This window comes from Geotalea daltonii FRC-32 (genome assembly GCF_000022265.1).
GTDB lineage: Bacteria > Desulfobacterota > Desulfuromonadia > Geobacterales > Geobacteraceae > Geotalea > Geotalea daltonii.
This window is the reverse complement of the sequence record NC_011979.1, coordinates 2,183,238-2,209,949: the sequence shown is the minus strand read 5'-3', so window position 1 is coordinate 2,209,949 and position 26,712 is coordinate 2,183,238. Positions and strand designations below refer to the sequence as shown.

At 56.5% G+C, this 26,712-nt stretch carries 19 protein-coding genes; 7 read left to right on the top strand and 12 right to left on the bottom strand.

What is annotated here, in order from left to right:
* Positions 1–33: 33 nt before the first annotated feature.
* Positions 34–5,193 (bottom strand): beta strand repeat-containing protein, encoded by a 5,160-nt coding sequence (locus tag GEOB_RS09795; RefSeq protein WP_012647053.1) that lies wholly within the window; start codon positions 5,191–5,193, stop codon positions 34–36.
* 419 nt (positions 5,194–5,612) lie between these two features.
* Between GEOB_RS09795 and GEOB_RS19750 the strand changes: the two genes are divergently transcribed.
* On the top strand, positions 5,613–5,879 hold the full coding sequence (locus tag GEOB_RS19750; protein ID WP_154650478.1) for a cytochrome c3 family protein: 267 nt from the start codon (positions 5,613–5,615) through the stop codon (positions 5,877–5,879).
* A gap of 19 nt (positions 5,880–5,898) precedes the next feature.
* On the opposite strand, the gene GEOB_RS09785 is transcribed toward GEOB_RS19750, so the two are convergent.
* Complete coding sequence (locus tag GEOB_RS09785; RefSeq protein WP_012647051.1) at positions 5,899–7,224, bottom strand: radical SAM protein; 1,326 nt, start codon at positions 7,222–7,224, stop codon at positions 5,899–5,901.
* Between the two features lie 125 nt (positions 7,225–7,349).
* Here GEOB_RS09785 and GEOB_RS09780 point away from each other — a divergent pair, with 125 nt between their 5' ends.
* The 3 genes from GEOB_RS09780 to GEOB_RS20295 all read left to right on the top strand — a co-directional run bounded on the left by GEOB_RS09780 (position 7,350) and on the right by GEOB_RS20295 (position 9,742).
* On the top strand, positions 7,350–9,065 hold the full coding sequence (locus GEOB_RS09780; RefSeq protein WP_012647050.1) for a B12-binding domain-containing radical SAM protein: 1,716 nt from the start codon (positions 7,350–7,352) through the stop codon (positions 9,063–9,065).
* Positions 9,066–9,131: 66 nt separating this feature from the next.
* On the top strand, positions 9,132–9,512 hold the full coding sequence (locus GEOB_RS09775) for a TraR/DksA family transcriptional regulator (RefSeq protein ID WP_012647049.1): 381 nt from the start codon (positions 9,132–9,134) through the stop codon (positions 9,510–9,512).
* 62 nt (positions 9,513–9,574) lie between these two features.
* The gene (locus GEOB_RS20295) at positions 9,575–9,742 is read left to right on the top strand and encodes a hypothetical protein (RefSeq protein ID WP_012647048.1); all 168 of its coding nucleotides are present in this window, start codon (positions 9,575–9,577) and stop codon (positions 9,740–9,742) included.
* Positions 9,743–9,752: 10 nt separating this feature from the next.
* Here GEOB_RS20295 and GEOB_RS09770 read toward each other — a convergent pair whose 3' ends face one another.
* Positions 9,753–10,277 carry a chromate transporter gene (locus GEOB_RS09770; RefSeq protein ID WP_012647047.1) on the bottom strand — a complete coding sequence of 175 codons (525 nt, stop codon included), beginning with the start codon at positions 10,275–10,277 and terminating at the stop codon, positions 9,753–9,755.
* Positions 10,277–10,834, bottom strand: a complete 558-nt coding sequence (locus GEOB_RS09765) for a chromate transporter (protein WP_012647046.1) — start codon at positions 10,832–10,834, stop codon at positions 10,277–10,279. Before GEOB_RS09765 ends, GEOB_RS09770 begins: the two co-directional genes overlap by 1 nt.
* A gap of 133 nt (positions 10,835–10,967) precedes the next feature.
* Here GEOB_RS09765 and GEOB_RS09760 point away from each other — a divergent pair, with 133 nt between their 5' ends.
* The 3 genes from GEOB_RS09760 (at position 10,968) to GEOB_RS09750 (ending at position 15,115) form a co-directional block, all read left to right on the top strand.
* Positions 10,968–12,989: a molybdopterin oxidoreductase family protein gene (locus GEOB_RS09760; RefSeq protein ID WP_012647045.1), complete on the top strand. Its 2,022-nt coding sequence runs from the start codon at positions 10,968–10,970 to the stop codon at positions 12,987–12,989.
* 80 nt (positions 12,990–13,069) lie between these two features.
* Positions 13,070–14,014, top strand: coding sequence for a chemotaxis protein CheV (locus tag GEOB_RS09755; RefSeq protein ID WP_012647044.1), 945 nt, complete (start codon positions 13,070–13,072; stop codon positions 14,012–14,014).
* A gap of 6 nt (positions 14,015–14,020) precedes the next feature.
* Complete coding sequence (locus tag GEOB_RS09750; RefSeq protein WP_012647043.1) at positions 14,021–15,115, top strand: TIGR04283 family arsenosugar biosynthesis glycosyltransferase; 1,095 nt, start codon at positions 14,021–14,023, stop codon at positions 15,113–15,115.
* A gap of 24 nt (positions 15,116–15,139) precedes the next feature.
* On the opposite strand, the gene GEOB_RS09745 is transcribed toward GEOB_RS09750, so the two are convergent.
* The 8 genes from GEOB_RS09745 to odhB all read right to left on the bottom strand — a co-directional run bounded on the left by GEOB_RS09745 (position 15,140) and on the right by odhB (position 26,710).
* Positions 15,140–17,578 (bottom strand): Lon protease family protein, encoded by a 2,439-nt coding sequence (locus GEOB_RS09745; protein WP_012647042.1) that lies wholly within the window; start codon positions 17,576–17,578, stop codon positions 15,140–15,142.
* Positions 17,579–17,606: 28 nt separating this feature from the next.
* Entirely contained in the window at positions 17,607–18,233 is a 627-nt protein-coding gene (gene lipB / locus GEOB_RS09740) for a lipoyl(octanoyl) transferase LipB (RefSeq protein ID WP_083767199.1), read from the bottom strand.
* Positions 18,234–18,246: 13 nt separating this feature from the next.
* Positions 18,247–19,524: a dihydrolipoamide acetyltransferase family protein gene (locus tag GEOB_RS09735; RefSeq protein WP_012647040.1), complete on the bottom strand. Its 1,278-nt coding sequence runs from the start codon at positions 19,522–19,524 to the stop codon at positions 18,247–18,249.
* 90 nt (positions 19,525–19,614) lie between these two features.
* Entirely contained in the window at positions 19,615–20,601 is a 987-nt protein-coding gene (locus GEOB_RS09730) for an alpha-ketoacid dehydrogenase subunit beta (protein WP_012647039.1), read from the bottom strand.
* A gap of 175 nt (positions 20,602–20,776) precedes the next feature.
* Positions 20,777–21,754: a pyruvate dehydrogenase (acetyl-transferring) E1 component subunit alpha gene (gene pdhA, locus GEOB_RS09725; protein WP_012647038.1), complete on the bottom strand. Its 978-nt coding sequence runs from the start codon at positions 21,752–21,754 to the stop codon at positions 20,777–20,779.
* Positions 21,755–21,858: 104 nt separating this feature from the next.
* Entirely contained in the window at positions 21,859–23,793 is a 1,935-nt protein-coding gene (locus GEOB_RS09720; protein ID WP_012647037.1) for an aconitate hydratase, read from the bottom strand.
* Positions 23,794–23,947: 154 nt separating this feature from the next.
* Entirely contained in the window at positions 23,948–25,363 is a 1,416-nt protein-coding gene (gene lpdA / locus GEOB_RS09715) for a dihydrolipoyl dehydrogenase (protein WP_012647036.1), read from the bottom strand.
* A gap of 162 nt (positions 25,364–25,525) precedes the next feature.
* The gene (odhB, locus tag GEOB_RS09710) at positions 25,526–26,710 is read right to left on the bottom strand and encodes a 2-oxoglutarate dehydrogenase complex dihydrolipoyllysine-residue succinyltransferase (RefSeq protein ID WP_012647035.1); all 1,185 of its coding nucleotides are present in this window, start codon (positions 26,708–26,710) and stop codon (positions 25,526–25,528) included.
* Positions 26,711–26,712: the final 2 nt, after the last annotated feature.

Below are 26,712 nucleotides of genomic sequence, written 5' to 3'. Positions count from 1 at the left end.
AGCCTCTTCCATTTGCTGCTTTAGAATAGCCATTCAACGAATTACCAAACCCCTTACATCCACTGTTCCATCGCTGATAGTCAATGAGCCGTTGACAGAACTGAAGCCGCTACTATTCCATCCTGCGTCCTTACCGCCATCGAGTATGACGGTAACAGGACGGTTGAACAAAATATCTTCCATGAACTCCATAAAGCTCTGATCCCTTACTTCCAGGGTTGCACCATCATTGGCCGCATTGTAAGCAGACTGAATCGATAGGTAGTAGTTTGAGCCAATTCTGACGTTTTGAGCCGACTCAAATGTGGCTGTAACATTCTGAATTGCATTCATTGTCACAACGCAGGGGGCGGTTCCGGTACAGGCACCGCTCCATCCGGTAAAAGTAGAGTTGGAAGCTGTTGCTGTCAGCGTAACGATTGTGCCGCTGGCATAATCATAGCTGCAGCCTGTGGTGCCGGTGCAGGAGATAAAGCCGTCGCTGCTGTGGACACTGCCAGCCCCTGCAATGGATACCGTGAGTGGGTACGTAACTGAGGCCGCCTCCACTGTCAAAGTACCGTTGACGAATGTGAAGTCGTAATTTGCCGCGGCCAGTGTTCCCTGAACGGGTGTAATCGGGTAGGTACCGACAGGGCTCGTCTCTGTAGCGGTCGTATTCAAGATCGGAAAACCGCTTAGGACTGCTGAGGTATCACCGGCGACAAAACCTGAGTAGCTTGCAGTGAATTCTGGATCGGGTGCACCCACAGCACGGGTCTTGTCATCCGCCGTCACGGTCAGGATTGCCTTGTCAACGGTCAGCGTACCGGCCACATAGGTGAAGTTGTAGTTGTTGCCGGCTGCGCCGGCTGCGGTGATCGGGTAGGTTCCGGCGCCGCTGGTCGTGGTTGCGGCGGTGGTTGCGGTTGCCTGGCTGGTGAGTGATGCGGCAGTATCACCGGCGACAAAACCGGTGTAGGCCACGGTCAGGGCCGGATTAGCAGCGCCGTAAGTCTTGCCGGCATTGTTGGCGGTTACGGTGAGCGGTGCCTTGTCAACGGTCAGGGTTCCGGCAATATAGGTGAAGTTATAGTTGTTGCTGGTTGCGCCGGCTGCGGTGATCGGGTAGGTGCCGGCGCCGCTGGTTATGGTTGCGGTGGTGGTTGCAGGTGCCTGGCTGGTAAGTGATGCGGCAGTATCACCGGCGACAAAACCGGTGTAGGCTACGGTCAGGGCCGGATTGGCAGCGCCGTAGGTCTTGCCGGCGTTGCTGGCGGTTACGGTGAGCGGTGCCTTGTCAACGGTCAGCGTACCGGCAACATAGGTGAAGTTGTAGTTGTTGCTGGTTGCGCCTGCTGCGGTGATCGGGTAAGTTCCGGCGCCGCTGGTCGTGGTTGCGGTGGTGGTTGCAGTTGCCTGGCTGGTAAGTGATGCTGCGGTGTCACCGGCAACGAAACCGGTGTAGGCTACGGTCAAGGCCGGATTGGCAGCGCCGTAAGTCTTGCCGGCATTGTTGGCGGTTACGGTGAGCGGTGCCTTGTCAACGGTCAGCGTACCGGCAACATAGGTGAAGTTGTAGTTGTTGCTGGTTGCGCCGGCTGCGGTGATCGGGTAGGTGCCGGCGCCACTGGTTGTCGTTGCGGCGGTGGTTGCGGTTGCCTGGCTGGTAAGTGATGCGGCGGTATCCCCGGCAACAAAACCGGTGTAGGCCACGGTCAGGGCCGGATTGGCAGAGCCGTAGATCTTGCCGGCGTTGCTGGCGGTTACGGTGAGCGGTGCCCTGTCAACGGTCAGGGTTCCGGCAACATAGGTGAAGTTGTAATTGTTGCTTGTTGCGCCGGCTGCGGTGATCGGGTAGGTGCCGGCGCCACTGGTTGTCGTTGCGGCGGTGGTTGCGGTTGCCTGGCTGGTAAGTGATGCGGCAGTATCACCGGCAACGAAACTGGTGTAGGCTACGGTAAAGGCGGGATTGGCAGCGCCGTAAGTCTTGCCGGCATTGTTGGCGGTTACGGTAAGCGGTGCCTTGTCAACGGTCAATGTTCCGGCAACATAGGTGAAGTTGTAGTTGTTGCTTGTTGCGCCGGCTGCGGTGATCGGGTAGGTGCCGGCGCCACTGGTTGTCGTTGCGGCGGTGGTTGCGGTAGCCTGGCTGGTAAGTGATGCGGCAGTATCACCGGCAACGAAACCGGTGTAGGCTACGGTCAGGGCCGGATTGGCAGCGCCGTAAGTCTTGCCGGCATTGTTGGCGGTTACGGTGAGCGGTGCCCTGTCAACGGTCAGGGTTCCGGCAACATAGGTGAAGTTGTAGTTGTTGCTGGCTCCACCGGCTGCCGTAATCGGATAATTGCCGACAGGACTTGCTACGACTACCGTTGTGGACGCCGTTGGTTGAGTGGCAAGAGAAGCAGCGGTGTCGCCATTGACAAAACCGGCATAAATAACGCTCATGACCGGGTTGGAAGCGCCGTAGAGCTTGCTGGCGTTATTGGCGGTTACGGTAAGAGTTGCCTTGTTAACGGTCAGCGTACCGGCAACATAGGTGAAGTTGTAGTTATCGCTTGTTGCGCCCGATGCGGTGATCGGATAAGTTCCGGCGGCACTTGTCGTCGTTGCGGTAGTGGTTGCAGTTGCCTGGCTGATAAGTGAAGCGGCAGTGTCACCGGCAACGAAACCGGTATAGGCTACGGTCAGGAGGGGATTGGCTGAACCATAGGTCTTGCTGGAGGCGTTGGCAGTTACGGTAAGTGCGGCCTTGTTAATGGTCAGAGTTCCGGCCACGTAGTTGAAGCTGTAGTTATTGCTTACCCCGCCACTGGCCGTTGTTGAATAGGTACCGGCAGGGCTGGTGGTTATAGCGGCTGTGGTTGCAGTCGGCTGCGTAGTCAGACTGGCTGCAGTGTCAGATCCGACAAAACCACTGTAGGCAACACTGAGTGCCGGGTTTGCAGCACCATAGGTCTTGCCGGCACTGCCGGCAGTAACAGTCAAAGTCTTCGTGTTCACTGTCAACGTCTGGGGGACTGGCGTAGCGGCGTTATAGGTAGCGTCCCCAGCTTGGTTTGCGGTAATGGTTGTCGTACCGGCTCCAACGATGTGGATAAGGCCACCAACGATGGTCGCAACGGAAGTGTTGGAACTGGTGTAGCTGACCGGCAGACCTGAACTGGCCGTGGCACCCGGGTTGAAATCCGTATCTCCGTATGTTTTAGCGGAGGGAGCTGCAAAGGTGATGGTCTGATCAAGTTTGACGAAGTCAGTCACCGTAAGCGTACCGGCGACATAATTGAAGTCATAGTTGCTGCTGACGCCGCCGCTTGGCGTGATGGGATAGGTTCCCACCGGGCTGGACGCAATTGCTGTAGTGGTTGCCGTCGGCTGGGTGGCAAGATTTGATGCAGTCTCGCCAAGGACGAAGCCGACGTAAGAAACAGTAAGGGGCGGATTTGCTGTCCCCTGGCTCTTTGACTTATCGTCGGCCGTAACTGTCAACATTGTTTTGTTTACAGTCAACGTGCCGGGAACGTAGGTAAAGCTGTAGTTGCTGCTTACGCCTTCATTGGCAGTAATGGGGTAGGTACCAACCACACTGGAGGCTGTAGCGGCTGTGGATGCAGTTGGTTGAGTTGTCAGGTTAGAAGCGGTCTCGCCGAGAACGAAACCGCTGTATGACACTGCCAGAGTAGGGTTCGCAGCACCATAGGTCTTGCCGGCATCGTTTGCCGTAACGGTAAGTGCTGCCTGGTTAACGGTCAGTGTACCATCTACATAGGTGAAGCTGTAGTTGTTGCTCACTCCACCACTGGCAACAGTAGCATAGGTCCCTGCCGGACTGGAAACCGTGGCCGCTGTTGTTGCTGTGGGCTGGGTGGTGAGATTAGACGCGGTCTCGCCAAGGACAAAGCCGCTGTAAGAAAGGGTGAGTGCCGGGTTGACACTGCCGTAAGTTTTATTCGGGCTACTTGAGGTTACGGTCAAAGGTGCCTTATTAACCGTTAGGGTCCCATTCACATAGGTAAAATTGTAGTTGTTGCTGGCGCCGCCGCTGGGCACCGTAGCATAGGTACCTGCTGGGCTTGAACCCGTGGCAGACGTCGTTGCAGTCGGCTGAGTGGTGAGGCTGGAAGCGGTATCGCCAAGAACAAACCCGGCGTAGGCAACGGTGAGGGCCGGGTTGGCACTACCATAAGTTTTACTCAGACTACTGGCGGTTACCGTGAGAGCGGCCCTATTAACGGTAATGGGAACAGTGCCATCAACGGTGTTGTAACCGACAGTATCCGTAGGAGTAAATCGAACAGCTTGTGCTGGTGCTCCTACAGCTGGTGTTGTCGATGATGTAATCCAGGCAAAGGTACCGGGAACTGATGCACTGCCGCCGCTCAGAGTCGAGGAGGAAAGTGCCTGTCCGTAAGTGATTGCACTGGCTGTAGGCCATGTATTGATAGTTGGAGTTTGCTTTGCTACTGTTTGAACGGTTATTGTCAACACCTGTTCAACATGAGCTTTAGCGTTAGCAGCATCATGACCTATACCAAGTACAACAATATTATAAGTCCCTGCTGGTGTGTTTGAAGGAATAGTGATTCGTGCATCGCTCCCCATCCTGTTTGCAGTGCCATCAAGGTCACCAGCGGTCCCGTCATCGAAAGCAGCGTTTCGGGAGCCGTTATCCCATGAAGTGCCGGTATAATCGGTAGAGAACCCCTGAGGGCTGTTGGGAAACTCTGAGGCTGTACTATAGCTGGTATTCCATGTAGCACCGTCTGTGGCATTCCATGCAGTGTTCCAACCAGTAAGGCCTGTGGTATTGGCAGTACCGGCTGCAATTGTCCAGTTTGCAGGAATTGCAATTTCAGGGTTAGTACCGGAGTACCTGTTCGCGTTGGTCAGCATGCTGGTATAAAACCAATCGACTTCAATTGTGCTACCGGCGGTTACCGTGATTGATGTCCCCGGAGTTCCGTTGATTGAAGTAGTGATGGTTGCTGCAGTGTTGGTTGCCCCATGACAAGATCCTGCAGAACACGAGGCCCCCTTGGTTACGAAGGCTTGTACCGGAGCGTTCATAACGAATAAAAAGCCCAGGGTCAGAAGACACATTAAAAGTCCCCCGAGCAGCGATAGCTTCGCATGCCCGCTCATATTCGCCAGCAGCCCCCTTCCCTTACCCCTTTCAGGCGGTAATGATTTACTGCTCAAGTCATTTCCCATAAGCCCTCCCTTTGATTATTTAATTGAATTCAGATCGAATGTGAAACTTGTGATGAGATATAGAGACAAGAACTGAAATCGGGCCAAGATTAAAACGTTTTATATTTGTGCAATTATCGCGCCCGATGCATAAAGGTGCTTTTTTACGTGGGATAACTGCCAGTTTTGACATGCAGACTTCACTATTATTTTGAAAAATGCAGGGGTAACAACAAGGGTGTTTAAAAAAGTAGAGGCTCGCTATTTAACATGCCGCCGTTAAATCGCGAGAACTGCGAGATTCTTGTGACGACTACAAATAAAGGGTAGTTGGAGTTGGGCGATTGGCGAGAAACTTGAAGGAAGATCTCATTGACAATGTTGCGACATTTATCTATACATTACCTAAATTTCTAAACGGCGATTATACGGTAATAATTATGAAAAAAAGCATATTCCTGATGCTGATGCTCTTATCCTGTGCGGTCGTCGCAGAAAGCGCCTATACCTTCAAAGCCTATAACGGCGACATTACCTTCGACCACGTCAATCACCGCAGGAATTTCACCTGCGGCGATTGCCACAATGGGCCACCGCGTTTCATCGAGCTGGATCACGACTCTGCCCACAAGCTCTGCCTGGGTTGCCATAGAAAGCTGGGGGTAGGACCGCTCCAGCATTGCAGCGACTGCCACAAGCGAGACTGATCCTTCCTTACTCCGCCCGTCAACTTTTGATGGGCCAGCTGTTTTCCAGTCCTTCCGGATAGAAGTTTTCCCTGGTCCTGTTGAAATAACCGAACTGAATCCTCGGAAACTCCCTTTTCACCCGCTCCAACATTCGATACATGCCGATGCCCCGTCCGGAGAGCTGCATCCTTTTATTATAAAAATCCGGGTCGATGGAAAGATTTCGCATCTGCAGCATGTCCACTCCGCTCTCGCCGATGAATTTCAGCAGCGCATCCACCTCGGCCTCACTGTCGGTCAGCCCCGGCGACACCAGGTAATTGATCATGGTAAAGAGGCCTCGTTCCTTCGCACATTTCACCGACTCCACCACGTTTTCAAATTTATATCCCACCGGGCGATAGTAGCGGTTGTAGAATTCCTCCTGCACCGAATTCATGGAAAAGCGCATGGAGTCCATTCCGGCATCGCAGAGCATGCGCACCCTTTCGGGAAACGAGCCGTTCGAGTTGAAGTTGACGGTCCCTTTGCTGGTAGCAGCCTTGAGGCGGCGGGTGGCTTCGGCAATGGTGTCGGCCTGCATGATCGGATCCCCTTCGCAACCCTGACCATAGGAGACAATCGGGTCGGGGGCTTCATTCAGGTGGGGCAGCGCCAGCTCGACGATCTCCTCTGGTGTTGGCACGAAGGAGATGCGCTCGTGGTTGGAGGGACAGCAGTCGGAGGGCTGCAGGCTGATACAGCCGAGACAGCGTGAGTTGCAAACGGGAGAGGTGGGCAACGGCGCCTCCCACCGGCGGAAAAATAAATTCTTGGCGGCAAAACAATGGTAATCCACGGCACATCGGGCCAGCTGCTCCAAGAGGCGGTTGTCCGGCATCTCCCGCAGGCGTTTGCGCACCAGTGGATCAAGCTTGCGATCGTCGTAGTTGCAAGGGTTCCAGTTCTGATTGCTGTCCACCCTGCTGGCCGCCACCACGAAACGCTCGCTTTCCTCATCCCAGCCCACGGCCGTGTAAGACCAGAGCGGCAGATGGATCTTTTTTCGGCTGTAATCACAAGCAGGAAGCAGCGTTCGCATATAGCCGGGAGCCATGAAAGCCGAGACCGCCTGCACCCGCTGACTGCGTTTTCCCTCGCGGACCGTATCCACCGTGACAAACCGCCCCTGCTTCCGGTCCCAGGCAATGGGAGGCGTATCGGGAATGGTAAAGAGCCGGCTGTCTTCCGGCAGCGGAATAAGTTCCACATCCTCTGGAAGCACCGCTTCCGTACCATTCATGCCGGCCATAGAGAAATCCGGATGGTCGAAGATGTTTCCTTTTGCATCGGCGTAAAGCATTTTAGGCATTCTTGTTTTCATGTTCTCCTCCTTCCGGTTTTGACACCGCTACAGTAGCATAACAATTCCATGACCAGCAACTGACACGGTAGATATTTGCCTAACTTTTACTGGCCATTCACATACCCATCCGCTACAATTCCGCCATGAAAGTTCTCTTTACCACCCTCCACGCCAAGTATGTCCACGCCTCCCTGGCCCTTCCCTACCTGACCGTTGCCTGCAGGGACCTGGCGGGGCTGGAAACCATCATCCGAGAATTCACTATCAACGAGCCCTCCGACGCAGTGTTGCACCAGCTCGTGGCAGAAAAGGCGGATGTGGTACTGTTCTCCTGCTACATCTGGAATATCCACCAGACCTTGAAACTGGCTGCCGACCTGAAGCTGGTACAGCCTGAAACCTGCATTGTCCTCGGCGGGCCGGAGGCATCCCATGGCGTCTTTGAACTCCTCGACCGCCATCCGGCTGTGGACTGCATCGTCAGGGGCGAAGGAGAAGCCAGCTGCCGGCAACTGCTGGAGGCATTGTTGTCTGATCAACCCATTGAAGATATTGACGGCATCCTCTGCCGCACGGGAGCAGATATAATCGCAGCCCCTGAACGGGCCCCCATCGCCTGCCTTGATTCGATCCCATCCCCCTTTGCTGCAGGCCTTGCCGACCTGAAAAAGCCGCTGGTCTACTTCGAGACATCCCGGGGCTGCCCTTTCTCCTGCGCCTTCTGCATGTCATCCCTGGAACGGGGAGTGCGCTCCTTCTCCATGGAGCGGATCAGGGACGATCTGGGCATTCTTATGGCAAAGGAGGTCCAGACCGTCAAGCTGGTGGACCGGACCTTCAACTACGATGCCTCCCGCGCCAACGAGATCTGGGACTTCATCCTCTGCAACAACCGGCAAAGCCGCTTTCATTTCGAGATTGCCGCCGATCTTCTGACCGATGAGAACGTAGAGCTGCTGGGGAGAGTTCCCCGGGACACCTTCCGCTTCGAAATCGGAGTCCAGTCCAGGGATGCGGAAACCCTGGAACGGGTCGGACGGAAATCCGATCTGGAAAGACTTTTTAGCAATGTGGCAAGGCTGAGGCAGGACACTCACGTCACCATCCATCTGGACCTGGTGGCGGGGCTGCCGGAAGAAGACCTGCAGGGCTTTCTCCATTCCCTGCAGAGCCTTTTCCAATTGAACCCTCACCATATCCAGGTAGAACCGCTCAAGGTGCTGAAGGGCGCCCCCATGCGCAAGATCGCCGACAGCGAAGGCTATGCCTATTCTGCCGCCCCGCCATACAAGATTTTACGCACTCCCTGGCTGACCTATGGAGATATCTGCAGGATAGAATTAATCTCCAGACTGGTGGACCTGCTCTACAACAGCGGCAGATTCGGCACATCGCTGTCCGTACTGGCGGAGCATGCCCCCCTGGCCGATATTTTCCATGCAGCTGCCCATTACTGGGAAGAGCAGGACATCCCCATGCATACCCCCTTGTCGGGGCTTTTTGAAAGCCTGTGGCACTTTGCTGAAACCATTCTCCCCTCTTCCCGAGGGGAAAAGATCAGGGAATCCCTCTGCTATGATTTCTGCCTTGCCGAGTATCCGGCAGCAGGCAGGCTCCCCTCCTTTTTCACCGAAATCGAAACCGTCAACAGTGCCGTCCCCAGGGGCAGGACCGGCGAAATCATCCGCCGCCTCGGCATTGCCGAAGACAGCAAAGTCAGAAGTTTCCGATGGAGCTTCAAAGAGGATTTCCGTATCAAGCCTCATCTTCCTAACCGGGTGGACCTTCTTTTCCTTTACATCTCTGCTCCCGGCCAGGGGCTGCGGGTGCAGGTCCTTGAAGAGGAAAAACCCCTGTAATTTCCTTTTTTCCCATCCATGGTAAAGTTTTATTGAGTCCTTTCATCCCACATCCGGGAGGTTGTCATGGGCAGCCGCGATGAAGAGCTGAAAGAAATCCTGATGGAGAAAAAACGCCGGTTATGGAATGACCTGCGGGTTGAACTGTTCGAAAATCTGGGCGCACAGAGCAACGCCCAGTATGAAAATGCTCTGGATGATGGTGATCGTAGCCTGCTGGATGTCATAGGGGATACCGGGCTCTCGGTTGCGGATTCCAGGAAGGAAGAACTTTCCCACCTGGAAGAAGCAGAGCGCAAGCTGAAAGAAGGGACCTACGGCATTTGTGAAGACTGCGGCGAGGAGATACCCACCGAGCGGATGAAGGTCGTGCCGGACGCCATTTACTGTGTCAACTGCCAGAAGAAACATGAAGGACCCCAGTTCGCCCCCCATGCAACGATTTAAGGGGCCCCGGGGTTTTTGTGCGGTTGGGAGCATGTTCAAACCTTCCGGCAAAGGAGACAAGCATGTTTTTTATCAAAAATAACACCATACACCGTTATCCGCTCCCCCGGAGATGCCCGGCCAGATATGAAGGGGAACAGCTTCGGGACACCATCCTCCATGGCACGGAAGAGTGCGTTTACTGCATGCACCGATGGCCGGAAGATGAAAGCGATGTAGGTGTCAGTTGAGCATGAATGATCAGGAAAAGTGCAGGAAATAGCCTGTTGCCCCAGCCCCCAGTATGACCAGCATGGGGCTGGCCTTGGTGAACTGAAGGATCAGAAAACCGGCAACGAGCATGACAAAATCCCGGGGAGAACCGAGCGAGGTGGTGCCCAGATTATAGGCCGCCGAAGCCACCAAGCCTATCACCGCCGGCAGTATGCCGTCAAGAGCGGCTTTCATCAGTTCCATGTCACGCAGTTTCTCGTAACGGTTGGCAAAGAACAGCATCAGGACCGTGCCGGGCAGAAAAATAAAAATGGTCGCTATCAGACCTCCCATGAAGCCGCCGGCCCTGAAACCGGTGAAAGTGGCCAGCATGGCCAGTGGACCGGGAGTCAGCTGTGACAGAGCCACCCCATCGAGAAATTCCCTCAGAGTCAACCACTGGTATTGCTCGACCATGATCCGATGCAGCAAAGGTATCAAAACGTAGCCGCCACCGAAAAAAATGAAGCCGATTTTGAGAAATATCCAGGCAAGGTTGAAGATGGCGGCCATTATTGGTGTTCCTTCCGGTAATATCCCCGCCCGAAGGCCCATATCCCAGCCAGCACAAGAACGACCAGCGCATTTACTTTGAAGAAGGCAACTGCGGCAAAGGATATGGCCACCAGCAGCCAGTCATTGACGCTCTTGACCTTACTGCGTACCATTCCGGCTGCAGCCACTACAATCAGCGCTATTACCACCGGATTTGTCCCCTTGAGAGCCGATTGCAGCTGGGGCAGCTCGTGAAATCTGAAATAGAGCCAGGACAAAAGCGAAATAAGAAAAAAGGACGGAGAGATGAAGCCCACCGCAGCCGTGATGCCACCCAAGCTGCCGCGCAGGTAATAGCCGATGAAGATGGCGGTATTCAGGGAAAAAGGGCCAAGGATCTGGCCGAAGGCCAGGCCGTGCATGAATTCATCGAGGCCGAGCCAGCGTTTGCGGTGGACACAGAACCGCTCCATGAGGGAAACGATAGCCATGCCGCCGCCGAAACCGGTTGCACCGATATAAAAAAAGGTTGTGAAAATCTCCCCCAGGGAAATGCGTTCGCGCCCGTTATCCATGGGTGAGTTATAACAGGAAAAACCGCCTTGGCGCAAGTTATGGTATTTCAGTCAACGAGGGTGAAGCTGTGTGCCTGCTTTCATGCTAAACTCGGCAGGTCTTTATTCATTCGGTAACGAAAGGGAGCTTTGTGTGACAACTCAGATAAAACGCTCTGCCTGCCCCTATGACTGCCCGGATACCTGCGGGCTACTGGTGGAAATCTCCGAGGGCAAGGCCGTCAGGGTCAGCGGCGACCCTGATCATCCCTATACCCGTGGCCTGCTCTGCCCGAAAATGCTCCACTATGAACAGACCGTCCATTCACCGCTGCGACTGATCACGCCGCTCAAACGGAGCGGAGCCAAAGGAAGCGGCAACTTCACGCCGATCACCTGGGATGACGCCATCGGTGAAATCGCCCTGCGCTGGCGGGAGATCATCGGCAGATACGGTGCCGAGGCCATTCTTCCCTATTCCTATGCCGGCACCATGGGGCTGATCCAGCGGAACAGCGGCCATCCGTTCTTTCATGCACTGGGCGCCTCCCGCCTGGCCCGGACCATCTGCTCACCGGCCAAGGATGCCGGGTGGCAGGCGGTGATGGGGGAAACGCCACCACCGCCACCGGAATCCGTTGCCAAGAGCGACCTGGTTATCCTGTGGGGAATCGACGCGGCAGCGACCAGTATCCATTTCCTGCGCGGCGTGCAGGATGCAAAGCGGAACGGGGCAAGGATCTGGCTGATCAATACCTATGAAACGGCAACCGCGTCAGCCGCCGATGAAGTGATCCTGGTACGCCCCGGCAGCGATGGCGCCCTGGCTTTGGGGATGATGCACATTCTGGTGCGGGATGATCTGGTGGATCACGGATTCGTCGCACAACGGGTGCAGGGCTTCCAGGAGCTGAAGGATCAGGTTCTGCCCGATTACTCCATTGAGAAAGTAGCGGCGATCACCGGAATTGCTGGAGAAAAGATCGAGAGATTGGCAAGGGAATACGGCAAAGCTGAAGCGGCATACATTCGACTCGGCAGCGGGCTCTCACGCTATGGCAACGGCGCCATGACCATCCGGACCATCGCCTGCCTGCCGGCAATCACCGGCGCCTACGGCAGGGAAGGAGGAGGCTGTTTCCCCGGCACATCCACCGGCCCGGCCTTCGCCATGAAGGAGGTGACGCGGGAGGATTTCATGGCCGCTCCCACCCGCATCGTCAACATGAATCAACTGGGAAATGCCCTCAACGGGCTGAATGATCCGCCGGTCATGTCCCTCTATGTTTATCATTCCAATCCGGCCGCCGTGACCCCTGATCAGAATGCGGTCATCAAGGGGCTGTTGCGGGAAGACCTTTTTACCGTCATCCACGAGCGGTTCATGACCGACACCGCCCGCCATGCCGATATCGTCCTGCCCGCCACCTCATCCCTGGAGCACAGCGACCTCTACCGCAGCTACGGTACTTACCATATCCAGCGAGCCAGGGCTGTCATTCCTGCCGTCGGCCAGAGCAAGTCAAACCGGGAGGTATTCGGCCTGCTTGCCCAGGCCATGGGACTGGATGATCCGTTCTTCCGCCAGACCGCCGATGATCTCATCGATCACCTGCTGTCCATTCCCACCAGTCTTCGACAAGACATTGACGTTGAAGCGCTCGCGGTCGGCAGGGCCGTCCAGCTTCGGCTGCCGGAGACAGGCTTCCCGTACCGCACCAGCTCGGGCAGAATCGAGATTTTCAACCCGCGGGAAGAGCATCCCCTTCCCTGTTACCTCCCCCCCCACGGAGATAACGACCCATTTCCCTTTCGACTGATGACGGCGCCCACGCCATATGCCCTCAACGCGTCTTTTTACGAACAGGAAGAGCTGCGCCGCAAGCAGGGAGGAATGCTTCTGCAGATGAACCCGCTGGACGCCGAGGAAAAGGGCCTTGAGAACGGAAAGGCCGTACGCGCCCGGAATGACCTGGGCGAGGTAACCTTCACCTTGCGCATTACCTCAAAGGTGCCCAGGGGGGTAGTAGTTGCTGAAGGGGTATGGTGGCTGACCTACGCGCCGGGGTCACGGTCGGTCAATGCCCTCACCTCCCAACGGCTGACCGACAGGGGAGAAGGCAGCACCTTTTACGACAACAAGGTGGATATTTGTGCCATGGATGATAAAAAATGATTTACCCCTAAGCTTTCGCGGCTAACTGCCGATAGAGTTTAAATGGGCAGTTCAAATAAAACCTGCAAAGCGAGAGCCCCATGGACATTAACAACAATATTCTGCTGCAAAGCGACACCAATGAGCTGGAAATAGTCGAATTCCGGGTTGATGAAATTGACGGCAACGGCAAGGTCGTTCCCTGCTACTTCGGCGTCAATGTAGCCAAGGTTCGGGAGATCATCCGGGTGCCGGAGATCAGGACAACCATCAACCCGTCCCCTTCCATCAAGGGAATGATCAAGCTGCGGGACAAGGTGATTACCCTGATCGACCTGGCCATCGTCCTGAACAAAAATACCGATGGTATTGCCACGGACAAGGTCATCGTCCTTGAATTCAACAGGCTGATCGTCGGTGTCCTGGTACATTCGGTATCGCGCATCTACCGCATTTCCTGGCAATCGGTTGAACCTCCGGTGAAGCACGCCAGCGATTCAAGGATAACCGGGGTGGTCAAGATGGAAAACCGGATCATTCTCCTCCTGGACTTTGAGAAGATTGTCGGTGAACTGTGCGCTGCAGATGTCATGACCGAACTGGGGCAGAAACAGCTGGAGATGTCACCCGTTTTCGACAGGTCAGCCAAAAGGATTCTGGTGGCTGACGACTCGGCATTTATCCGCCAGACCATCTGCACAACGTTACGCAACGCAGGCTACAAAGTGGATGAGGCTGAAAACGGCGAGGAAGCATGGCATCTGCTGAACGAAAAGCTGGCCCGTAGCAGAAGCGCCAATACCGACTTGAGAAGCGAGGTTGATCTGCTTATTACCGACATCGAAATGCCGAAGATGGATGGGTTGCACCTGACCTCTCTGATCAGGAAAGAAAGTGGATTCGAAGGATTGCCGGTGGTGATTTTTTCTTCCCTGGCCTCGGAAGATAATAAGAATAAATGGAAGAGCATCGGCGCCAACGACATCCTGACCAAACCTGACCTCCCCGACCTGGTGTCAAGGGCCGACAGCCTTATTCAGCACTGAGACAGAATGGCATTTCCTGCGATAAAACCCGAACTTTCCATAATAGTGCCGGTCTACAATGAGGCTGCAGTCATCGACGACCTGTTCCACACATTGAAGGCCCAGGATGGGGTGGCATTCGAGCTGATCATCTGCGACGGCGGCTCGGGCGATGCAACGGTGGCAAGGGCCTGGTCCCTGGTGGAAGAAGCGCCCTTTCCCGTTTCGGTAATCCACAGTGAGAAGGGACGCGGCCGCCAGCTCAATGCCGGCGTCGCCGCAAGCTGCGGCGAGACCATTCTTTTTCTCCATGCCGATTCAAGCTTTGCATCAGGCGATGCTCTCAAACAAGGGATGCAGTGCCTGAATGGCGCCATCGCCGCACGGGACGACGAGCGGGTGGCGGGACATTTTGCCCTCCGCTTTCTGCATGATTACGGGAAACGCTCTTTCGGCTACCACTACCTGGAAACCAAGGCCAGGCTTGCCCGTCGCCACTGTATCCACGGCGACCAGAGCTTTCTCATGCGCCGCTCGTTCTTTCGCGAAATAGGGCTCTTTGAAGAATCACTGCCGTTTCTGGAAGATACGAGGCTTGCCGAAGCCGTAGCCGCAAAGGGGGAATGGATTCTCATTCCCGCAATCGTCAACACATCCGCCCGCCGCTTCGAAAGTGAGGGGCTTTCGACCCGACAAACCTTAAATGCCCTCATTCTCAATCTGGCAGCAATCGGCAGGGAAGATTTTCTGCTGGACATTCCCCGCATCTATGCAACCCAGGACCGCACCACCGAACTGCAGCTTCGCCCCTTCTTCCAGCTCTTCAGGCGCCGCATCCAGGCGCTGCCGTGGCGGGAACGGCAAAAACTCTGGTTGGATACCGGCACCTATGTCCGCGATAACGGTTGGCAGTTGGCACTGGCAGTGGATGTACGGCACAACTTTAGAAAAGGGCTTGCCACCGGAGCGGGAAAACATGTATTCCTCAAATTTTACGACCGCTTTCTCGACCGCCTTTCCGACCATCTGCCGGGCCGGCTGGCGGCAATGATCCTTGTCCGTCTCTGGTTCGAACTTACCTGTCTGGTCCTGCGCCTGAAACAGTCCCCACACGGTGGATGAACCATTGGCACGCCGACCGGGAAGTTACTTGTCATTCCTGTTATTACCTGCCTTTTCCTCTTTTTCGCCCGTTGCCGTCATTTTTTTCATCTTTTCCTGCATCTCGCGCAAACGCTTGTCCACCATACCGTTGATCGTTCCTGCAGCGTAGGTGCCATCGGCAAGCAGCTCTCCGGCAGGGACACCTGTCAGCAACTCAATGCCCTGATCTATGGATTCAACACTCCAGATGTGGAATTTTCCCTCTTTTACCGCCTCGACCACCTCGTCGCTCAGCATCAGATGGCGCTCGTTGCTTTTTGGAATGATCACCCCCTGGTCACCCGTAAGCCCCTTGGCCTTGCATACGGCATAGAACCCTTCGATCTTGTAGTTGACGCCGCCGATGGGCTGCACCTTGCCCAGCTGATTGACGCTGCCGGTAACGGCGATGCCCTGCTTGAGCGGCACACCGGAAAGGGCCGAGAGCAGCGCATAGAGTTCGGTCGATGACGCGCTATCCCCCTCCACCCCTTCGTAGGATTGTTCGAAACAGAGGGAAGCGGAAAAAGAAATGGGCTTGTCATGGGCATATTTCCCCCCCAGGTAGCCGGTTAGAATCAGCACGCCCTTGTCGTGGATCGGCCCGGAGAGTTTCACCTCCCGTTCGATGTTCACCATACCGCCGCGTCCCATATAGACCCGTGCCGTCACCCGCGAAGGCCTCCCAAAGGCGAAATCTCCCAGGGTGATAACTGAAAGGCCGTTTATCTGCCCTACTTCCCCCCCCGCCGTGTCCACCAGAATGATGCCGTCGGTGATCATCTCCTGCATCCGCTCTTCTATACGGTTGCTGCGGTAGTTCTTTTCGGCTATGGCGCGCTTCACATATTCGCGGGTAACCACCGGGCTGTTTTCCTTCTGGGCCCAATAATCAGCCTCGCGAATCATGTCCGAGATCTCCATGAACTGGGCGGAAAGCTTCTCCTGGTCCTCCACCAGGCGCGCCGAGTAATCCAAGAGGGCGGCAACCCCGGTGCGGTCGAAGGGAAGCAGCTTCTCCTCCCGACAGTGGATGGAGACGAACAGCGCATAATCCTTCATGATCTCCGGCGTCCGATTCACCCGACTGTCGAACTCGGCCTTGACCTTGAAGAATTTACGGTAATCCGGCTCAAGATAATAAAGCAGGTAGTAGATCCAGGGTGAACCGATCATGATGATCTTTGCCTGCAAAGGAATCGGCTCCGGCTTCAGTGAAACCACCGTCATGAACCGGTACTGCTCCAGCACATCCTCGATTCTGATGACGCCGTTTCTGATGCAACGCTTCAATGCATCCCAGGCAAAGGGATTGATAAGCACTTCGCGGGCGTCGACAATGAGATAGCCGCCGTTGGCCCGGTGCAGCGCACCCGGCTTGATAAGGGTGAAGTTGGTGGTGGCGGCTCCCCCCATCTGCATGACGTGTTCGATGCGGCCGAAAAGGTTGTTGTAGGTGGGGTTGGCCTCGAAGATGATCGGTGCTCCCTGGATTTCTTTGTTGTCCACAAACAAGTTGACCTTGTAACGCTCGAAGGATGGCTCTTGCCGCGGCAGCCTGATACCCGGTAGCTGCGGCGCCGGCGGCTGGGGCTTGAAGTCCTCCAGGTTGAGAAGGATATCCTCCTGCACCGTCTCCAGGTAGTCGAGCACTTTTTGGAATTCGCGGTACTTATCCCGCAGCGGATCCAGGTGGTGACCGACGGAAAAAAGCCCCAGTTCCCGGTCAAGTTTGGCCAGTTCTTCCTTGGTGGACTTTTCGTTCTCCCGCACCTGCCTGAGCACGTCATTGAGTTTTTCCGACAGTTCCTTGCCGACCTCGTCCAGTTTGTCCCGTTCTTCCTTCGACAGGGCATCGTATTCTTCCTGGGTGTAGCTCCGTCCCTCCTTTTGCGGCACCATCACCAGGCCCGACACGGTTCGCTGCAGGGCAAAGCTCTTTTCACCGGCCTCCTTCTCCAGGTTGCCGAACAGCTCACTGTTCTTTTCCTGGTAATCCTCCATTATCGCCAGCTTGTTCGTCTCATACTCCTTGCTTTCCAGGGCCTTGGGGATGTTTGCCTTGACCCCCTCCACAAATTCATCCATGTCACAAGCAAATTGGCAGCCCATGCCGGCGGGGAGAGGAATGGCAATGGGGTTGTCCTGGGACTTGAAATTGTGCAGATAGCACCAATCTTTGGGAGGAGGCTCGGACTTCGCCCTTTTGCTGAGCAGGTTGTTGATGGTGGTGCTGCGTCCGGTGCCCGGTTCCCCGGCAAGAAAAATATTGAAACCATCCTCCTGCATCCCCAGGCCGAATTCTATGGATTTCAGCGCCCGCACCTGGCCGACGGTCCCCTCCAGACCGGGAATATCGCTGGTGGTTTCAAAATCGAAGCTTTGGGGATCGCATTCCCATCTGAGCTTTTCCACGGGTAATTTCAGATCATCGATAACCATGCAACCTCCTGGGAAAATGTGCTGCTTGTCAACAGGTACTGAGCGGCAGCCATATATCCATCAACTCCTGGAACCGGGCAGAAAGATGTGAACGTACTTCTTCCATGGGAATCCGGGCGCCTGTTTCTGCACCGAGGGAAGTAACCGGACAGTTGGCCATGCCGCAAGGATTGATCATGGAAAAGGGTATCAAGTCGTTGACCACGTTCATGGCAAAGCCATGCATGGTGACCCAACGCCTCACGCCGACCCCTATGGAAGCAATCTTTCCCCTGCCGGTCCAGACACCGGTTTTGCCTGCAACAGGAAAGGCCGCCACCTTAAAATCGGCAATAGTATCGATCAGCACCTGTTCCAGAAAACGAAGATAGCGCTGCAGGTCGCGGCCCCGCTGGGAGAGGTCCATGATCGGATAACCGACCAGCTGACCCGGACCATGGTAAGTCACGTCTCCCCCCCGGTTGATTCGCCTCACCTCGATGGCGCTGTCCAGAACGTTGCCGGCATCGCCGCCGCTGCCTATGGTATAGACTGGCGGATGCTCCAGCAGAAGCAGCGTCTCAGGAGATTCGCCCCTGTAGACATCTCCGGCAAGACGCTCCTGCAGGGAATGGGCGGCGGCGAAATCCATAAGGCCGAGCTCCCTGGTATGCAGAGAACATCTTCTGTCAGATGAGTAGGACAACTGGGTTCTCCAGCACCCGTTTCAGCTCTGCCATGAAGCGAGCCGCATAGGCGCCATCTATCAGGCGATGGTCGGCGGAAAGGGTCATACGCATGATTCTGGATGGAACCACCTGCCCTCCCCTCACCACGGCCTCGTCTAATGCCGCGGCAACAGCCAGTATGGCGCCCTGGGGAGGATAAATGATGGCGGAAAACTGTTCGACCCCCAGCATGCCCATATTGGAAATGGAAAAGGTACCGCCGCTGAGCTCGTTCTCGCCGATGGTACCATTGCGGGCCCGGTCGATGACTTCATGACTCCGTGCGGCAATTTCCCTGACGGAAAGAGTCTGGCAGCCTTTGATTACCGGCATCACTAGTCCTTCATCCAGGCTTACCGCTACACCGATATTGATTTCATCGTGCGTTTCAATACCGGTCTGGCTGAAGGAAGCGTTGACGAGGGGAAATTTGCCGATGGTGGCGGCAACGGCTTTAATGATGATGTCGTTGAGAGTTACCGCCGTGCCGGCCTGCTTCAGCTCCCGGTAGACCTTCTCCGCCTCACCGACCTCGACGGCAACCATTACAGTGAAATGGGGAATCTGCCGCCAGGACTCGCTCACCTTGCGGGCAATGGCTGTCCGCATGCGGCTTAGTGGCTGTCCGGCAGCCGATGGAGCTTCTGCCTGCTCTGCCGCTTCCCCAGCGGGTCTTTTCTCCTTCTTCTCTTCATGAACCCCAAACCGCGCCAGGTCTTCCTGCAGGATACGCCCTTCGGGCCCACTGCCGGTAACCTGCGTCAGGTCGATCCCCTTTTCCCTTGCCAGGCGCCGAACCCTTGGCGAAGCCTTATCTCCGGCACCTGGCTTGGTAAATTCCCGCGCCTCAGGCAATTCCATGATCCGTTCGGGAACATCACCGGCCATGGCACCGGTGGAGCCTTGTGCCGCGCTTTTGGAGGTTTTGTCGACCGCCGGGGGGATCACTTCGGCGGCAGGCTGCTCCGGCACCACCTCAGGCTTCGCTTCCGCCTTCTCCCCCGGTGCCCCGACCACTCCGATTACCATTCCCACCGGCACCATTTCTCCCGGCTTTACCCGCTGCTCCAGCAGGATGCCGGCACCGAACGACTCCAATTCCATGTTCGCCTTGTCCGTTTCCACTTCGGCAATGATGTCGCCACGTTCTACCTGGTCCCCCACCGATTTTTTCCAGGAAATGAGGCGTCCTTCGGTCATGGTGTCGGACAGCTTGGGCATTGTTATGTCAGTGGCCATATGGAACCTCGCAACCTGTATTTACTAACATTCCCTCCCCCTTCATGGGGGAGGGTTAGGGAGGGGGTGATACCTTATCAGACTATCTCCTCAGTATTTCCCGCTCAGGGTTTCCTTCACCGCCGTGACGATATCCCCCACCTGTGGGATGCACAGTTTTTCCAGCTTGCGTGAATATGGCATGGGCACATCCAGCCCCGCGACACGCTGTACCGGCGCCAGCAACATATCGAAGCAGCCGTCGTAAATGCGGGAGGTTATTTCCGCGCCAAGTCCGCAGGTCCGCCAGCATTCCTCCACCACCACCGCCCGTCCAGTTTTCTGAATAGAGCCGACAAAGGTGTCGCTATCCAGCGGTGTCAGGGTGCACAGGTCCACCACCTCGCAGCTGATCTTTTCCTTGGCCAGTTCCTCGGCCGCAGCCAGGGCCAGTATGGTCATGCGCGAATAGGTGACGATGGTGACATCGCTGCCGGTCTTCTTGATCTGACATTTGCCGAAGGGAACCAGGTATTCAGGATCTTCGGGGACCTCTCCCTTGCTGTTGTAGAGCAGCTCATGTTCCAGAAAGAGGACCGGATTGTCATTGCGAATGGCGGTTTTCAACAGCCCTTTGGCATCGGCCGGGGTCGAAGGTACCGCCACGTACATACCGGGGGTATGCATGAAAAAAGTTTCCAGGGACTGGGAATGCTGGGCCGCCAGCTGGCTTCCCCCGCCGCCTGGAGCACGGATGACCATGGGCAGCTTCGCTTGGCCGCCGAACATGTAGCGGATCTTGGTCATATGGTTGATGATCTGGTCCATGGCAAGCAGGGCGAAGTTAACCGTCATCAGCTCGGGGACCGGTCTTAAGCCCCCCATTGCCGCGCCGATGGCAACGCCGATGATGGTGTTTTCAGAAATAGGTGTGTCTCGGACCCGCTCCTCGCCAAATTCGGCCAAAAGCCCCCTGGTTACCTTGAATGACCCCTCGTACAGGGCCACATCCTCGCCCCAGGTCACCACCAGCGGATCGCGTCGCATCTCCTCCTTCAAGGCCAGGTTGATTGCATCTCTGTATGTCATTTCAGACATGTGGACCTCTTTTTTTCATGTCACTTCCGGTTCTCACTCGATCTACCCTTCTCCCTTGAGGGAGAAGGTGGCCGAAGGCCGGATGAGGGGGTCAATGCTCCAGCATTCCGGTTTCTCCTATCCCCAACCCTCTCCTTTATGCCCTGCGGGTACATCAAGGGAAAGGGGGTGAAAGTCAGATATACACATCCGTGTAGACTTCCCCATCCTCCGGCCACGGAGACTCCTCGGCAAACTTGACCGCCTCCTGCACCGTCTCCACCGCCTGGGCACGAATGGCATCAAGTCTTTCCTGTTCGGCAATTCCCTCTTGCACCAGTCGTCTGCCGAGCTTGAGCAGTGGATCCCGGCTCTTCCACAACTCAAGCTCGGCGGTGCTGCGATACTTGCCGGGGTCGGCCATGGAGTGGCCGCGGAAGCGGTAGGTCATGGCCTCCAGCAGATAGGGGCGACTCTGCTCCCTGACCCATTCCGCGGCATGGCTGACTGCCTGATAAACTGCTATCACGTCCATGCCGTCCACTCGTTCCGAGGGCATATCATAGCCGCAGGTGCGGCGGTGGATGTCCGGCAGGGCGGAGGAGCGGTGCACCTCAGTGCCGATGCCGTAAAAATTGTTCTCGCAGATGAAAAGCACCGGCAGTTCCCAAACCCTGGCCCAGTTCAGCGCCTCGTGGAAATTGCCCTGGTTGACTGCAGCATCGCCGAAGAAGCAGGCGGCGATACGCCCTTCGTTCTTGAATTTGGAGGCAAAGGCTAGTCCTACGGCAATAGGAAACTGGCCGCCGACTATGGCATAGCCCCCCATGAAGTTGAGCTCGGGGCTGAAAAGGTGCATGGAGCCCCCTTTTCCCTTGCACAGGCCGGTCGCCTTGCCGAACAGCTCCGCCATGACCCTCTTGGGTTCGGCGCCGCGGACGATGGCCTGGGCATGCTCCCGGTAGGCGGAAAGGATGTAATCGTTCTGCTGCAGCGCCTTGGTTGAACCGACCGCCACCGCTTCCTGGCCGCTGTAAAGATGGAGAAACCCGGTGATGTGCCCCTTCGTATACTGTTCGGCGCACGACTCTTCGAATTCGCGGCAGAGAGCCGTCTGTCCGTACATGTGGAGCAGATCCTCATCGGGAAATACGTCGCGCAGATGTGTTTCCATATGTACCTCGACTGGTTACGGAATGTAGGGGCACCCCCGCGTGAGTGCCCTGCCTTGGTGGGTCACACAGCGCGTGCGCTTCGGGCGGCCACATGGGGCCGCCCCTACAGATTCCCTTTTTTCACGTGATTCAGTGTACCGCCGGCCAGCAGGTCCTGTCTTTCCCTCTCCGATACCTGCAGAATTGTTTTGATTTCCCTGTCCCCTATCCTCACAGGTATTTCCGTGGCCCCCTCTGCCACCTGTCGGCGCAGGCCATTGAAGGTGAGGACGTCACCCTGCACGATCAGGTCATAATCGGCAGGATCTTTGAAGATAAGGGGCAGGATACCGAAGTTGATCAGGTTGGCTTTATGGATGCGGGCGAAGCTCTTGGCCAGCTTGACGCGGATACCCAGGTAGCGGGGCGCCAGGGCGGCATGTTCCCTGGATGAGCCCTGCCCATAGTTTTCTCCAGCCACCACTACACCGTTGCCTTTTGCCTGGGCACGTTGGGGAAATTCCTGGTCAATCTGGCCGAAGACGAACTGGCTGATGGCCGGGATGTTGCTTCGCAGGGGAAGAACCTTGTTGCCGGCGGGCATGATGGTATCGGTAGAGATGTTGTCCTCCACCTTGATGATGACCTCGGCCTGCAGGTCCTCCGGCAACGGCTCGAAATCCGGGAATGGCACGATGTTCGGGCCGGTGACGATTTCCACGCCGCTGGTATCCTCAATTGGATAGATGACGCTGGAATCATCCACCACGTAACGTTCCGGATTCTGCACGTTCGGCCATGGCATCATGTCGGAGAGCTTGCGCGGATCGGTAATGACGCCGAAAAGACCTGCGGCAGCTGCGGTTTCCGGTGAACAGAGGTAGACCTTGTCGTCTTTGGTACCGCTTCGGCCGGGAAAGTTGCGGGGGAAGGTGCGCAGGGAGACCTGGTTGGTGCCCGGTGCCTGGCCCATGCCGATGCATCCGAGACAGCCGGGCTGGTGGACCTGGGCACCCGCCAGGAGCAGCGACATGAGCCCGCCGCGGTCCGCCACGTTTTCCAGCACCTGGCGGCTCCCCGGATTGATGTTGAATGAGAGCTGGGGCGCCACCCGTCGCCCGTCCAGAATTCGGCAGACGGTCATCAGGTCGCGAAAGGAGGAATTCACCGAGCTGCCGACAATTACCTGGTCCACCTTGATCCCCTCCACGTCCTTGACTCGCACCACATTGTCCGGTGAGGAAGGGCAGGCGATAAGGGGCACCACCTGGGAGAGGTCGATCTCGTCGTATTCATCGTAGGTGGCATCGGCATCGGCGGCAAAGGGCTGCCAGCAGTCGCCTCGCCCCTGGGATTCAAGGAATTCCCTGGTTCGCCCGTCGGAAGGAAAGACGGAGGTGGTGGCGCCAAGCTCGGCACCCATGTTGCCGATGGTCCCCCGGTCGGTGGCCGAAAGGGTCTCCACCCCCGGCCCGTAATATTCGATGATCTTCCCTACTCCCCCTTTGACCGTGTGGCGGCGGAGCATCTCCAGGATGACATCCTTGCCGGAAACCCATGGCTGCAGCTGGCCGATGAGCTTTACCCCCATGATTTTGGGGCAGGAGAGGTGGAATGGATGCCCGGCCATGGCCATGGCCACGTCCATCCCCCCGGCGCCGATGGCGAGCATGCTCAGGCCTGCCGCGGTCGGGGTATGGGAATCGGCACCCAGCATGACCTTGCCCGGCACGCCGAAACGCTCCAGGTGCACCTGGTGGGAAACGCCGTTCCCCGGTTTGGATAGGTGAATGCCGAATTTCTGGGCCGCAGTCATGAGAAAGACATGGTCGTCGGCATTCCTGTTATCGGTCTGGAGCAGGTTGTGATCTATGTACTGGGCCGCCAGCTCCACCTTTGCCCGTTCCACCCCCATGGCCATGAATTCCAGGATAGCCATGGTACCGGTGGCATCCTGAAGGAGTGTATGGTCGATGCGAATGGCGATCTCTTTGCCGGGCACCAACTCCCCTTCAACCAGGTGTGCTTCCAGGATCTTGATTGCTAAATTCTTTCCCATAACAACCCCCTCTTGAATATCAACCCGCCCATTTCATTCGCGTTCAAAAATGCCCAGGTGCAAGGCGTCGAGGAGCGAGCAGCGCAGCATACATCAGTATGTGAGCAGCGTAGCGACGAAGACAACGCCGCAGATGGGCGTTTTTCAACGCGAATCACGCATGGATTGCTCGTTTTTCCACATCCAGCGCTGCTTCTTTAACCGCCTCCGACAACGTCGGATGGGCATGGAAAGTGAGTGCTATATCCTCGGCGGTGCCGCCGTAGGTCATCACCGTCACCCCTTCGGCAATCATATCCGAGGCACGGGGACCAATGATATGGACACCGAGCACCCGGCCCGTATCCTTGTGGGCAAGCACCTTGACGAATCCTTCCGTCTCGTCCATGCACCTGGCCCGGCCATTGGCCATGAAATTGAAGCGTCCGACAGAATAAGAGAGGCTCTCCGCCTGCAGCTGTTCCTCGGTTTTTCCAACCGATGCCGCTTCAGGCCATGTGTAAATGATACCGGGAATGAACTCATAATCAACCACCGAGGCTTGACCTGCCAGCCTTTCGGCGAAGACCTCACCCTCCATCATCGCCTTGTGGGCAAGGAGCGGGCCATGAATAAGGTCGCCGATGGCATAAATTCCGGGGACAGAGGTGGCAAAATTATCGTCAACTCTGATCCTGCCGCAGTCGAAGGCAATACCGGCCTCTTCCCCCCCGAGCCCGTCTGTAAGCGATTTTCTCCCCACAGCGACCAGCACCCTGTCACAGGAAAGCTGTTCACCCTTGCCGGCGACATTGACGGTGACGGATGCCTTGCCATCCTTCTTCTGCAAACCTTCAACCTTGGCCCCCAGCATGAATCCCATTCCCTGCTTTTTCAGGGACCGCAAAAGGGTGTCGGCAACCTGCCGGTCGGTGTTGGGCAGAATGTTCGGCAACATCTCCACCACTGTCACCCGGCTTCCCAGGCGCAGCCAGACCGAACCAAGCTCCAGTCCGATATAACCACCGCCGATCACCAGCAGGTGCTCAGGCACTTCCGGAAAAGATAGCGCTTCGCGGGCGCTCACCACCGTCTCGCCGTCGAAGGGGAGCCCCGGCACCTCTATGGCCTGACTGCCGGTGGCAAGAAGTATGTGTTTGCCGACTATCGCCTGCTTTTCTCCCCCTGCCCCCAGGACCTCCACCGCCCGCCGCTCCCCATTGCCGGCCGCCCCAAGCTTGGCCGTTCCCAGGATGCGTATTATTTTGTTCTTCTTGAAAAGGAAGGCGATGCCGTCGGTGAGTTTTTTCACCACGTCGTCCTTGCGGGCCATCATTTTCGTCAAGTCCAGGGTGGGTGCGTTGATGCCGATACCATGGAGGGCAAATTTATCCCGTGCCAGGGCAAAGAGCTCGCTGGAATCAAGCAGCGCTTTGCTGGGAATGCAGCCCTCATTGAGGCAAACCCCGCCCAGGCGTTCGCCACGCTCCACCACCGCCACCTTCATCCCCAATTGGGCAGCGCGGATCGCCGCCACATAGCCCCCCGGCCCGGCACCGATAATGATCAGATCGTACATTTCATCGGACATTGCATAAACTCCCTTTCCAATATGTTTTTGCCAGACAATTTCCGGCACAGCAAAAAGTTCCAGCTGCAAGGCGTGCAGCCACTGAGGAATGAGGCGTACACCAGGTACGCCGCAGTGACGAAGTGGGTGCGCAACGCCGCAGATGGACTTTTGGCGAAGCCGCTATCCCTCCAACAGCATTTCCTCCGGATCCTCGACATACTCTTTCACCCTCTTGAGGAACCCCACCGCCTCCCGCCCATCGATAATGCGATGGTCGTAGGAGAGCGCCAGGTACATCATGGGACGGATCACCACCTGCCCGTCCCTGGCCACCGGCCGGTCCTGAATGGCATGCATCCCCAGCACACCGCTCTGGGGCGGATTGAGTATGGGGGTGCTGAGCATGGAACCATAAACGCCGCCGTTACTGATGGTGAAGGTGCCGCCGGTCAAATCTTCAAGGCTCAAGCGGTTGTTCTCGACCTGCTCCACCAGCGATCGTATCTTTTTCTCCATCTCCACAAGGGTCAACCGGTCGGCATCGCGGATAACCGGCACCACCAGTCCCTTTTCGCCGCCAATGGCTATACCCATGTCATAGAAATGCTGCTGGACTATTTCATCGCCGTCGATGCGGGCGTTGACCATGGGGAATTCACGGAGGGCATCGATACAGGCCTTGATGAAGAAGGGCATAAACCCCAGGGTCACCCCGAATTTCTTCTGGAAGTGTTCCTTGTGCTGCCGGCGCAGCTCCATGATCCTGCCCATATCGACCTCATTGAAGGTGGTGAGCATGGCCGTCTGCTGCCGCGCCGCCAGCAGTCTTTCGGCAATCTTTCTGCGGATCGGGGTCATCTTTTTGCGGGTGATCCTGCTTTCCTCAACGGTCTGGTATGGCGCAGGCTCCTCCGAGCGGACGAAAAGAGTAGGTTGCGGACTCGGCTCAGGCTGTTGCTTGAGCAGGTCGTCCACCGTTACTCTGCCCCCCTTGCCGCTCCCCTTGATGGTTTCAGCCTTTATTCCCTTTTCCTGGGCCATCTTCCGCACCGCCGGAGAAAGCGGCGGCTGCGGCTCTGTTTTTTCCTTTTCCGGGCCTGATGGCTTCGCCGGGCCAGAGGCCTGCCCTGCCGCACCTTTTTCATCAATGGTGCCGATGACAGCGCCAATCTGCACCGTTTCCCCTTCCTTTGCCCGGATGGCAAGGGTTCCGGAAGCATCTGCATTGATCTCCAGGGTGATCTTGTCGGTCTCGATCTCGCAGAGGACCTCATCCTTCTCCACCCGCTCGCCATCCCCCTTGTGCCACTTGGCAACCAGCGCCTCGGTGATCGATTCCCCCACTGCCGGAACTTTTATTTCCATGG